Below are 12623 nucleotides of genomic sequence, written 5' to 3' on the forward strand. Positions count from 1 at the left end.
AGCTTTTTGTGTTAAACATCCAAACAAGCCGTGAAGGAAACAGGAGGACTGAAAATGGAGGTTGAATTTTTCCCAAAAGTTACGCGATTATTAGAAAATGAAGCGTCTACACTTGAGATCCATTATTTGAATGACACCTGGTTAACACCAACCATTGGCGTAAGACCACCTTATTATAGCTACCCAATCTACGAGTCATATTATCCGATTTGGGACAATGAATAAACTGTAAACGAAGAAGCCATCTGATGCTGAAAAAACAACACCAGATGGCTTCTTTATTTATAAGAATATTAATAATTTTTAATCTCTTCGAAAGTCCCGAACGTTGCATCCCGTAGATTAATTGTACCATATATATTTTTCTTCCCATCAATCACTAGCACCTTTGGATGCATGTATTGTCTGGGAATACTTGATTTTTGTCCGTCCGTTTTGTGGAATGCTAAAATTTGTTGCAATGTCACATCATCGGTATACGTAAATCCACCGAAATCATCATTATAGGTATGAAAAGGTACCGGCCGAATGATAGGTAAATAATAAAATGTACGGTCTTTTAGTACTTTTCCTTCCAATAGAACATCTCCATTATTTGTTACTGTGTAACGCTTATCACCGATATGATTCATGGCATCTGTATCAGATACCATCACACCTTGATAGTCGAAATAATATCGGTAATGCACCGTCTTGGGTGTTCTTATAATTTCTTCATTTTTCATAGATAATACATTTCCATTGATTGTATGCTCTATTATGCCAGAATCACTGTTTATGAAATACATAGATATACCTTGTTTATCTAAATATCCTGCTTCTGATCCATATTCTTTTCCTGTATCTAATAATTTGTAATGCGCATCTGTAAAACTATGCATTAAGAAAAGGTTCATATTGATATATCCATGTTGACCTGGAATGTATTTTTTTACAATGGAGAAAGCATTTGATTGCATAAATTGATTTCTTAGCTGTAATCGTGATTCGTGAGGGCGACCAAAAAGGCTAGTCCCTTCAATTAGCACTTCTTCGTCGATGGCAAAGTTACCATCATAGCGTGCATAAATATGAAGAAGAGAATTAGAAAAGGACACTTGTAAATGGGATTTATTGATCGTTGTTACATTTGAAATTTTTTGAAATCCTAGCTCTTCAGCTGTTTTTTCAAAATGAATAACATGGTGATTGCGCTCAATTAATTTGATTGTTCTTGATAAAAAAGAAGCAAACTGCACACGTGTCACACTGTTTTTGGGATTGAAAGTATCTACATTGGAAATGCCTAAAGCATTAAGTGCCTCTATATAGGGTCTAGCTTCTTTATTTGCTTTCTGTATATCCACTACATCACTTTGCAAATCATAGGCATAGTCAATCAATGAATAGTTTCGGGCTAATACCATAAGTCGGTTTAACGTTAGTGCCATTTGTTCTCGTGTCATGTGATTATATGGATTTAGACGTCCATTTTCTCCTTTAAAGATGCCATTATCGTAAAGTAAAGTTGAATACTTTAGCAATTCACGATCCTTCACACGAAGGGGCATATCCATAAAACGATCCATTTCCTCCCAATTTTTATCAACCTTCGCTATGCCGTTCTGTTCGATATATCGTCCCATCATTACGACAACTTGACCACGAGTAATCGTCGTGTTTGGGGAAAAAGTTGTCGGTGTTGTTCCCTTAATAATATTTCTTTTTGTTAGATCCTGTACTTCTTGTTGCATTTGATTCGGCAGTTTTTTTATATCATCAAAGCCACTTGCAGAGACAGAAATGTGATTCATTAAAAAAACGAAACAGAATAAAACGAACATTATTGTATAAATAAGCTTTCTTTTCATCTTTCACCTGCTTTAACCAATATCCACAAAATGATAGCATGTTTAAACAGATAAATTCTATTGGTAATGAATAACAAATATAAAGTGACCCAGAGCTAACTAGATTTATTTTGCAGAAGGCTGTGTAATTGCAACTACTTTAGGTTCTCTTCACAATAATTTGCAGTGGCAAGTTCAAGTGATAAAAAGAGATTAATAGCATTAAATACGTTAAGATCAAATAAGGTGAAAGTTATTCATTCTTTTCAGTTAGTAGCGATAATTTTGAAAGGCAGAAATTCCTTTCACTTAAGAATATATTGATCGGCAACAAGCTACAGGTTTTCATTACATTTTGTCATGAGAAAGGATGGTAATATGAGTAGGAATTTTATTATCTTTGGAGCTAGCCAAGGATTGGGAGATGCATTTGTTAAGGGGTTACCTGTCAAAGGAGATACAGTATGGATGGTAGCACGAACGAGACCCAATAGTTTAGAGCTAAATGATGGAGTAAATCGTCACTGGTTATCCATTGATCTGTCTAGTCAACAACAAATTTCCACTTTAAAAGAAGTGTTACAAGGCATTCCGCTCGATGTATTAATTTATAATGTGGGTGTATGGGAAAAGCGTGGTTTTGAAGATGATTATACATTTGATAAGGATGAAGTAGAGGATATTTCGAAATTAATCAATATCAATCTAACTTCTACTATTACATATATTCAGGCACTTTTACCCAACTTAAGACAAGCGAAGCAGGGAAAGGTTATTTTAATTGGATCTACAGCAGGCTTAGATCACACAAACAATGCACAAGTTTCATTTGTCACATCTAAATTCGGCGTAAGGGGCATTACAAATGCACTGCGTGAACATTTAAGGAAAGATAAAATTTCTGTCACATGCATTAATCCTGGTGAACTGGCAGCAGAAGTACCCTATGAAGAAGGAGCGGAAAAAGCCATTCATTTATATGAAGGTACACGAATCCCCGTACAAGATATTGTCTCTCTTGTGCAATGTGTAATTAATCTATCAGCAGTCTCCTGTGTAAAAGAAATTAATGTCCCAGCCATAACGGATTTAAATGCATGATTACTCAGTGAACGCTACTCAATATTGAGTAGCGTCTTTTAATAAAAAGGACAAATAGATTCCGTGCCTTAGAAAAAATTTTCACGACCCCTTCACACATAACACTACAATTAGGCTCATATAAATAAAGGTAGTAAAAAAATCAACATCCTTTCATCGTCATAATCCAATTCTAAAAACACTTTCAGCCTATCAAATCTTAAGAAAATCTTCAGGTTCTACTAGGAAATATTTAAGATTCGCTGTGTATAATTATAAAAAAAGGAAATTCACGAAACCATTTGAAGATTTAAAACGTATTGGTAGTAGGAGAGAGAATATTGAAGTAGGTGAAGATATGGCACATACGATTTACATAGTATTAACCAAAACAGGGACGTTATTATCAAAAGCGATCGGCATGTATACGGGTAAGGAGATGAATCATGCATCCATAGCCTTTGATGAGGGGCTATTTGAAATGTATAGCTTTGGTCGAAGGCAATTGAACAATCCGTTAAGTGGGGGCTTTTTACGAGAGGATGCAGAAAGAGGGCTATTTGAGTGTGCGGATTGTGTTATTTATCGCTGTCGTATATCACATTATCAATATTTAGACATGATGAAAATTGTCCGTTATATGTACTGGAATCGAGATCGCTATAAATATAATTTTATCGGACTTTTTGGTGTGGTGATGCAAAAGGAAGTGAGACGTGAGCGTGCTTATTTTTGTTCCCAGTTTGTAGCGACGCTACTAAAGGTGGGAGGGCTAAAAATATATCAAAACCCAGCATTAATGACGCCTCATTGCCTAGCGCAATTACCGTATTTAGAGAAAGTATTTGCAGGGAAATTGGCAGATTATTTACAAACGGTTCGTGAGCCAGCTATGCTATATGGTTAAGATGCACTACCTGACGTTTAAATAGTAAAATAGACACTCATGCGACAATCTTCTATTTTGTAAGAGGATTGTCTTTTTATCTTTCAGCGAAAAACACCTCTTTATCGGTGGTGCGATAAATGTACAAATTGTACTTTTTGCTTCAATGGTGTCCCAATACTTTTCGAGCAAGCTCGAAAAAAATGAACGCAATTACGCTAAGGCGTCATCAATATTAGTCATATTTACCCCATATAGAATGTCAATAAACCTAGTTGCTGGAAACTGGAAAATGAGTCCTATTCCTGTTAAAAGAGTCACCATAAAATTGCTATCATAAATAATAGATACGTACGTTCTACGAGTGATATCAGCAAGGAGGATATGGAAATGAGTGATGAAATAGCAGCAGTTGGCTGGGATGCGATTGATCAGGCATTAGCACAGGTATATGGTGAGCAGGAGCCAAAGCATTATGGAACTTTGATTCCCTATTCACTAGGAGGACAAGATCCTTTAGATGGAATTAGTGTTTATAAAAGCGAAACATCCATTCCGCATTGGCATTTTGTTACATATGGCTTCTCGGAACTATATGAAAAGGAATTTGAAAACAAGGACTATAGTGGATATGGATTTGAATTAACATTTCGACTAGTACGTCAACTAGATGAGGACGAGCCACCTGCTTGGGCATTGAATTTACTACAGAATATGGGCAGATATGTGTTTAATAGTGGTAATGTATTTAGAGCGGGAGATTATTTGGATGCAAATGGTCCGATTTGCCTCGATGCCGACACACAATTAACGGCACTAGCCTTTACACATGATCCAGAGCTTGCTGAAATCGATACACCAAATGGCAAGATGGAGTTTATCCAAATGGTCGGTATTTCAGAGGATGAGTTAGAAGCGATGCAGACATGGAATACACTTGGTGTACTACAGGCTGGCATGAAGCAAATACCAAGCTATACTACGGATTTAACAAGAACTTCTCTCCTGCAAAATCCTGAAGTTGCCGAGGCAGTTGTGCGAGGAATGGAGGAAGATGGCTCTAATACGGGGTTTCTTTTCGTAGATCAACTTGCTTGGGAAGTAGAAAAAAAGAGCTGGTTTAACAAACCGTCTAATGTTGTTCAACTTGGAGCAAAGCAAGCAGCTGTCATTAGTAAATTATTACGTGGACGTATTCTGAAAGATAAAGATCTTACTTTAGTCGGTCAACAAATAACGATAATATTTAAAGCAGGCCCTCAGGTAGGTTATTCAGAGAATGGTCAAGAGATTACGATCACATTGAACAAGGCAGCGGTAGGAGAATTAAGTCAGAGGCTGATACCGCAAGAAAGTCAATTCACTATTTCTTCTTTAGCTGGTGTAAGTTTTCAAATTTTGAAGACACATATTAAAAATCAAGAAGGAGCGGTTGTGAAAACAATCGGATAAGATGGATCTCTCGCTAAGGCTTTAGCGGGAGATTTTTCTCTAACAATAGAAAGGGAGGATGTACAGTGAAGCAGTGTGTAGAGCATTTTCTAGCGGCTGTGTGGGAGCAAATCACGGCTGTTTATCAAGAAGAGAGTAAACGAATAACAGGGCTGAAAGAGCAAAGTAGGTTACAAGCAGGCATCCTTCAATATTTGAAAGTTGCCTGGAAAAAAGGAAAAAGTCCTAATGGCACAATCTTTATAGATGTTTATGAGCCATTTAGTTGGAGTGATAGCTCCTATAAGGTGGAAGCGGGTTCATACATACAAGAATTTACAGATGTCCAGCATATTGAAGAGCTTTTTAGTGCTTTATGTACTAAAACAGAGGAAGTATTTCAATCTGAGCAATACGGTCCCCGATTTTTTGATTACCGCTTTGAGGTTGTGCTGGAATTTGAACATGATAAAACGGTGCTTCATTATCAAAAGGAGCTGTTGAATAATCGTAAACTAGCGTCAACGAAACAAGTGCTGGCAAGCTTTATAGAAACAAAGGTGATGGCAGAGCTACCAGTAAGACCAAGTGACAATGATGAATTTTTCCTTGCGAAGCATTTGGTCAATCCACATTTTTTCCATCAAACAGCTGAGGAAGTCGAACCACTTATTCATCGGCTTCAAGAAAAGCATCGGGCGAATAAAGAACGTTTAGACAAATGGATTTATTATTATACAATGGCCTTTAAGCAGTGGGCAGAGGAGCATTTTTTAACGCACTATTTTGAACAAGCAGGCGATTATAGGAAAGAGTGGGTATTGAAAACAGAGGACTCGGTACAACAACTAGAGCAGGAAAAACTAGATTTCTTTCTTTATGTCGCGTTGAAGATTGGTCAAAAAGAGCCAGCCACTCGATTAGAATACTTGGAACTTGCGAAGCAGCTTGGCTCGCTGCAGGCAGCTAATTATTTGGAAAAAGGAAGCGGTCGTTTTGAAAGTATAAGAAAGCGGGATGTATTCGAAGGACAGGCAAATGATATTTTACAAACGATTGATATACGAGTGATGGTAGAAGAGGAAAACGCTTATCGTGAAGCCCTTTACTATATCATTCAACTGCTACAAGAAGGTTTTCCAAAGGGCTATAAGCTGACTTTAAAGAGTAAAGCGAAAAATTATCTTCCTATTAAAAAGTTAGCTAAATCAAAGCTTCATCAATTTTTCGCCAATTGCCTACAATATCCAAATCTTTTCCCTTTATTAGCGGACTATGCCCAGCTTGCTATGGAGGAATTTGCTTGGTATCAGGATGTTGAGCCGAGTGAAAAATCAGCTATGCCCAGCACCTATGCGGTTTTTGGATTAGGACTTTATAGCAAGGATTATTTTCCACTTGTTCAACGATATATGTTACTCGTTGATACAGAGCATCAATCCGTGCAAGATGCTTATGCGGAAGCCTTTCTTGAAGCGCATGGCTTATCAGTAGAGATGATGCCTGTGTTTGTAGCTATTTTACTTGGTGCAAGTGAATCAGCTAAGCCAATAAAGAACATTGACATCATGGATTTAGATTTGCTCGTGGCACTCGGACAAGAACTTGAAAAGAAAGCAGATTATCAGCGCCCATTTGTTTTATATCGAATATTCGGTAGTTCCAAGAAGCTTGCTCAGCGACTAAAGCAAGAATCAGCACCAATAAGGGATGAACTTGAGAAATTACTGCAATGGATGGATTCCTGAAGGGGGTAGACGAATGGAATGGACGGAAGTGAGTAAATCCAAGGATTTAGAGGTCGTTCGGGAGGCCCTTACTAAATTAGATGTAAATGAGCGAGATGCACGAGGGAGAACACCATTGATGCTTTTTATAACAAATCGAATGCCACATGAAGGAATCAAGCTTCTTTTGGCACAGCATATAGACTTGGAGGCACGAGATAAGCTTGGTGATACAGCACTGAAAAAAGCGGTAAAGTTTAAGCAGAAAGAAGTGATTTCTTTACTACTTGCAAAGGGTGTAAATTTATCTGAGCCAGAGGGGATTACCGCTACAGCTTGGTTTGCGGCAAGGGAGCATGCAAGAATTGCTGATATATTGGTAGATACACCAGGTGCAATCCGTCTAACTTTGAATGCACAAGAACAACAGCAAGTTGATGCCATTTTATACGAGGATTCTCTCAATACAATGTGCCAGCGCATAAGCAAGGTATTATCAGCTGTTATTTTACATGCCATTGTCAATAGCTATAACTGGGATGATGGCCCCGAGCCCATGCTCGCAGCATTAGCTAATCCAGTTTGTGCCCCTATTACCATGATAGACATGTTTGAGCTAATGGAAGGAGAATATTGGCTAGCACTAACAGAGGAAGAGATAGCGAGTTCCGATTGGAAGCGACCATGGAAAGAGATGGCACTAACCTTACAAGAAAAATTAAAGTGCTAGCTAGCGAGGAGAGAATAATGGACCAAAAAGCAAGGAAAATATTAATGCAAACCTATTGGCAATCTGGTGGATGGCGTTCAGGTGGTTATACCTATACAGAAGAAGATTTTCAATATGCTAAAAGTAAGGGCTTGATGTTTGATCAATTAACGATTTCCCATGATGAATGTGTACAAAGATTGCGACAGCTTCATGAGAAATTCTTAACAAAGGAGCTTGTGGTAAAGGCATTTTTGCATAGCTTATCGACGCGTAAAGTACATTTACGCAGTGCCTTATCGAGCTGGGCTCTTACGCATGATTTACCAATGCATACGTATGATGAACAACCTGTGGCATTGGTCTCCTATAGTGGCTGTGGCTACTGTAATGAGCGGAAAATCATGTCCAATGCTACGTATGCCAATGAAGATTTAAATGTGCTTAATTTTGAACGCATCAAGTGGGGAGGGGTTCGCCTCAATTGGCTCATCTATTGTTTACTAGACTTAGAATGCCTAGTGAAAGAACAAGAAGCATTGAATGTAAGTGAGGATGACGTAGCCATCTTACAACAGATGGTAGTAGCAATAGAATCCTGTAACGACACAGATGCAGCTAGACAGCTTGAAAAGCGCTGGAAAGATGTTTTCAAGTCCAATCAACATGAACGAGATGTGGTCATGGAAATCTGGGGTTATGCGGGACTACTCGTATCAAAGGATGATTATCGCAAGGAGCGTGGACGTGGAACTGATTTTATGTCGATGGCGACTTGGAGAGGACAGGATGGCTATTCACAGGAAAAGATGAAGTTTTACTTTGGCTCCTACCTATAAAAAGGAGCAGTATTCGATCACAAAACTGACCAAAGGATGCTGAGGATTATTGATATAGCGAAGGAATTTTAAGAGCGGCTACTATAATGAACAGCTATCATGGTCATGCGTGCAGATTTTACCTTTACCAGAGCTTTACTAAAATAAAAAAGAGAGGTGCAGTGAGATGGGGGCTTGGGGATACAAAGCATTGGAAAGTGATGAAGGGTTAGATGTAGTGGCGTTTTTGCGGGAGTTTATGGAACAGCATAAGGAATCCAATCAGCTAACATTATCGGAAATTGTACAGGCTATGAAACAGCAAGGCTTTTTTGGTAAAACATTGGAGGATATAGATTTTTTCTACGATATGAGTGCCCTGGCTTTGGCAGAGCTTTATAGTCAATATCTGAATACGGGAACCATTTATGGTCAAGAAAGTAAGGATAGACAAATACAATGGGTAGTAGATGAAAGCTCTTTGACATTTATATTGCGGTATTTACAGGACATTAGAGATGAAGTACCTGATCAACATGGTAGTAGAGAGATTGTAGAATTATGGCAAGAGTCCAAGAGTTGGCCAGAATGGCAGTCCAACTTAGCCTATCTTATTCAGACGGTGGAACAAGCGATTAACCGTTTGCCACAATAAAAATAAATGGAGTGATTGGAAATGACCTATGATTTTTGGATGATGGCTTCCATCATGGAGTTGGTTGAATATCCAGATGAGACAAGTGATGACTATATAGCACATCCAACTTTACAGACGATCATGGATGTGCTTGAAATCCAAGTACCGATAGTAGAGATTTACGAACGTTATTTTGGTCAATCCATTCATACAGGACATGTTTTAGTATTTGCGAATAAGCAGCAACCACATGTCTGTGTGGTACTTGATACTTATCGAGATCCGCTCGATCAGCTGGATTTAATTCAATTTGGCTGGAGAGTGAACACAAAAGATGTTCACCTAGTAAGACAGCTGACACGAAAACTATTTGATAATTGTGACGAGGGGATTCGCTATGAGGAAGGTCAATCCATTCTCTATCAGGTATTACAAGAACAACGCTATCCACGAAAACTTTACTATGAGACATTATATGAACAACAGCTGAAGAAATTTTGGGTATGATAGCATCAAAAAGGATTCGTAACACTTTCTATAAAAAGTGTACGAATCCATTTCCTAGAACCTATACAAAGAAAAAGCTGAATAGAGATAGCGCAATCGAAATGATTACAATAGGTCCAATCATTTTCATATGTCGTTTTCGTGCCATTACAACAATCGCTACATATTCACGAATCATCGCATTTGGCCAATAATAAAAGGCTGTCTTAGAGCCAATGCCCTGACTATCTAAGCCCGCAAGTCTTGCATAAATACCCGCACGAAAAAGATGGAAATTATTCGTGGTGAAAATACTGTTATAGGCCTTACCCTGTTTCCGATCATCCATGAGCTGCTTAGAAAATAACATATTTTGATAGGTATTCACAGAGCGGTTCTCCTGGAGTGTATGCTCAATGGGAATGCCTTTTTCTATTGCATATCGTTGCATCGCTTCAGCTTCGGGTAGATTTTCATCAGGACCTTGTCCACCAGAGAAAATAATGGTAGGTGGAGTAGTCACTGCTGCTTGCTTATGATAGAAGTCAATTGCCTTTTGAATTCTACTAGCTAAAAGTGGAGGCACCTTATCATTAATTAATCCACTGCCTAGTACAATAATAAAGTCTTGATTCAATCGAGGGCGATTGAATTGGTAGAGAAAATAAGCAGATAAAAAATTGGATAAATGGATAAAAAAATAAAACGTAATGAGTGAAATTCCACCAAAAATGGGCTGGAGGTGGACTGAAAACAAACTCGCTGGATTGATAATCGGTAATAGGATAAAAAGTAAAATGCCAATCGCCACAAGTAATGTTAAGGAATTGGCTAAACGTCTACCTTCTCGCTTCATTAATACTCTCGCATTTAAAAATAAACCAAACATTAAAGCAACAATACCAAAAGGAATTAAAATGAAAAGAGCAATCAGTGGAATAATGACAATAAGCCTTAAAAAGTAATGGTCAGATGCTAAAGATAGAATGACGCAGAATAGCAGAAATGAACAGACAAATAGATTAAATAATAGCCCGTTGATCATTTTTCTTGGGTCTTTGAAGTAAGAAATAAGAAAAACGACGAAAAGAATCAGTGGAATAATGCCAAAATACATACAAAATGCACCTCTAGTGATGGAAGTTGGTTAATGATATCTCTATATTATAAGTAATTATTGGATGAAATCAACCATCGATGAAAAAGTGGAGGGGGAGCATCTAGAAGCTCCCTCTATTTTTTGTGTGTACGATGATAGGTTTTATTGAGGTAATGAATATATTGGGTGCGGGTCAATCCACCCGTTTGGCGATTAAAGTCATCGTAGGAGATATCATCTGGAAAACTAAATTCAGCGAGTGCCCGCTGACGATCTTCGCGGAAGTGTGGATGATCTAGCGACTCTGTTACAATTCCTTCCTCTTGCTTCAACCAATCACTGGCAACGCCTGCATAGACACCATGATTGGTAAAACGGCTAGCTGTTTGATAGGAGGTGGAAGGTGCAGGTTTACTAATTGTTCCTGTCCCCCAGGATAGACGATATCGAGGCTCTTTCCCATAGTTTAGTGTCACGCCATAGCCCATTGGAAATACAATATCGGATTCTGTTAACATTTTATGGCCTATCTTTTCATAGCATCCTCGCATAAAATGGTCATCCATCACAATATGGGTTTGAGGGGCCAATGGAGCAGATATGATTTCCTCAAGAGAAGGCAGGCGCTCTGTCGTTGTCAACAAATAGGGCCGTACAAACAATGGCATTGTCATTACATTATGCCAAATACTATCTTCTCCAAATAGATGATCCTTTTGCATTTGTCGTAAATCGCCAATGACAAGCACATAGCCATCTACAAATAAATCGATTTCTACACGAAAAATATCACCTGGCACAGTCTTATAGCGTAGACTTTTCATCTTGGTTAGCTTTTCTAGCTTGTCTGAGTAATCAGCAGGAAGCTGGGAGGGAAATTGCTCTAACCAATTCAAGAGAGCCGACTTAGTCGTTAAATGCTCAAAGCCTGTTAATGGTAGCTGGTAATATGTTTTAGTGTTACGAGCTGTGATATAGCTAGATGGATGGTTTTCATTACCTAGACCAACAGAAAAAACAACGCCTGCAGCTTTCACAGCGGAGATATTGGTATAATTCAATTTCTTTTCTTTTCCACGCGCAGTTTGAGGGAAAATGACTTCACGATTACGTGTTAAAATGTCGACATCCGCTTCTTGGTAGCTATGCTCATTCACGAAAATTCTTTTTTTAATGAGATCGCCTTCAAGGCAAATAAAATAATCCTCTCGAATCGGAATCGTTTCCCAATGTGCTTCTAAAGTATGTAGGCCGAAATAGGGGCGCAATGAATTCGTTAACCAACTAGTAAATGGTGTCAATCGAATTTCCTCCTAGCTATTGTTTTGTATTTTGGTCAAGTATACTGAATTTGGTGGGTGTCGAAAATAGCTTAGATGGAAAATAGTTACTTTTATGCAGTGATAATAATTGCTTTTGGAGCAGATGTCTACCTTTTTCTTCAGGCTATAGAACTGCTATAATGACAGACAGAGGTGATGAATATGCATATTGTGACGATTGAAGGCATACCCTATGCTTGGCTTGAACAAATACAAGAAATCCACGCTCACGTTTTTGATGGAGCAAATTTGCCACTCGAAAAGCTAGAAAAGAAAGAAGGCCTTCTTTGCATATTGGCAGTGGAAGGTGACACATTGATCGGCTTTAAACTAGGCTACCCACATCCAGATAATATTTTTTATAGTTGGTTGGGTGGCGTTCATGTAGCACATCGAGGTCAGGGAATTGCAAGTCAATTAATGAAACAACAGCATGAGCATATCAAGACTTTAGGCTTTCACAAAGTTCGTACATACGGAAGAAATACATTCAAAGCCATGCTCATTACCAACCTCAAGCATGGTTTCGATATATTATCAACATTTATTGATGAAAAAGGCAGACATAAAATTATATTTGAAAAAACAATTGATTAAGG

The 12623-nt window shown here is 38.2% G+C and carries 13 protein-coding genes; 10 read left to right on the forward strand and 3 right to left on the reverse strand.

All coding sequences use genetic code 11. The features are described 5' to 3' along the window. Positions 1-54 precede the first annotated feature (54 nt). On the forward strand, positions 55-225 hold the full coding sequence (locus BFM98_RS23905) for a hypothetical protein (RefSeq protein WP_175400738.1): 171 nt from the start codon (positions 55-57) through the stop codon (positions 223-225). 68 nt (positions 226-293) lie between these two features. Here BFM98_RS23905 and BFM98_RS10070 read toward each other — a convergent pair whose 3' ends face one another. After that, complete coding sequence (locus BFM98_RS10070) at positions 294-1850, reverse strand: S-layer homology domain-containing protein (RefSeq protein ID WP_066037248.1); 1557 nt, start codon at positions 1848-1850, stop codon at positions 294-296. Positions 1851-2207: 357 nt separating this feature from the next. Between BFM98_RS10070 and BFM98_RS10075 the strand changes: the two genes are divergently transcribed. The 8 genes from BFM98_RS10075 to BFM98_RS10110 all read left to right on the forward strand — a co-directional run bounded on the left by BFM98_RS10075 (position 2208) and on the right by BFM98_RS10110 (position 9624). Further along, complete coding sequence (locus tag BFM98_RS10075; RefSeq protein ID WP_066037249.1) at positions 2208-2930, forward strand: SDR family NAD(P)-dependent oxidoreductase; 723 nt, start codon at positions 2208-2210, stop codon at positions 2928-2930. 337 nt (positions 2931-3267) lie between these two features. Next, positions 3268-3816 (forward strand): hypothetical protein, encoded by a 549-nt coding sequence (locus tag BFM98_RS10080; RefSeq protein ID WP_036076496.1) that lies wholly within the window; start codon positions 3268-3270, stop codon positions 3814-3816. 369 nt (positions 3817-4185) lie between these two features. Continuing rightward, the gene (locus tag BFM98_RS10085) at positions 4186-5247 is read left to right on the forward strand and encodes a suppressor of fused domain protein (RefSeq protein WP_054550400.1); all 1062 of its coding nucleotides are present in this window, start codon (positions 4186-4188) and stop codon (positions 5245-5247) included. A gap of 65 nt (positions 5248-5312) precedes the next feature. Next, on the forward strand, positions 5313-6974 hold the full coding sequence (locus tag BFM98_RS10090; RefSeq protein ID WP_066037250.1) for a DUF6138 family protein: 1662 nt from the start codon (positions 5313-5315) through the stop codon (positions 6972-6974). A 13-nt stretch (positions 6975-6987) separates the two neighbouring features. Beyond that, entirely contained in the window at positions 6988-7683 is a 696-nt protein-coding gene (locus BFM98_RS10095; RefSeq protein ID WP_066037251.1) for a DUF4274 domain-containing protein, read from the forward strand. A gap of 17 nt (positions 7684-7700) precedes the next feature. Beyond that, a complete protein-coding gene (locus tag BFM98_RS10100) occupies positions 7701-8501 on the forward strand; it encodes a hypothetical protein (RefSeq protein ID WP_066037252.1) in 801 nt (266 codons plus the stop codon). 166 nt (positions 8502-8667) lie between these two features. Continuing rightward, entirely contained in the window at positions 8668-9135 is a 468-nt protein-coding gene (locus BFM98_RS10105; RefSeq protein ID WP_066037253.1) for a DUF4259 domain-containing protein, read from the forward strand. 21 nt (positions 9136-9156) lie between these two features. After that, positions 9157-9624 (forward strand): hypothetical protein, encoded by a 468-nt coding sequence (locus tag BFM98_RS10110; protein WP_066037254.1) that lies wholly within the window; start codon positions 9157-9159, stop codon positions 9622-9624. Between the two features lie 61 nt (positions 9625-9685). Here the strand turns inward: BFM98_RS10110 and BFM98_RS10115 are convergent, their stop codons facing one another. Continuing rightward, positions 9686-10720 carry a YdcF family protein gene (locus tag BFM98_RS10115; RefSeq protein ID WP_066037255.1) on the reverse strand — a complete coding sequence of 345 codons (1035 nt, stop codon included), beginning with the start codon at positions 10718-10720 and terminating at the stop codon, positions 9686-9688. 116 nt (positions 10721-10836) lie between these two features. After that, the gene (locus BFM98_RS10120) at positions 10837-12003 is read right to left on the reverse strand and encodes an immunity 26/phosphotriesterase HocA family protein (protein ID WP_066037256.1); all 1167 of its coding nucleotides are present in this window, start codon (positions 12001-12003) and stop codon (positions 10837-10839) included. Positions 12004-12180: 177 nt separating this feature from the next. Between BFM98_RS10120 and BFM98_RS10125 the strand changes: the two genes are divergently transcribed. Then, complete coding sequence (locus BFM98_RS10125; protein WP_254660020.1) at positions 12181-12621, forward strand: GNAT family N-acetyltransferase; 441 nt, start codon at positions 12181-12183, stop codon at positions 12619-12621. The last annotated feature ends 2 nt before the right edge of the window (positions 12622-12623 follow it).

The organism is Lysinibacillus sp. AR18-8 (genome assembly GCF_001705465.1).
GTDB classification, from domain to species: Bacteria; Bacillota; Bacilli; order Bacillales_A; family Planococcaceae; genus Lysinibacillus; species Lysinibacillus capsici.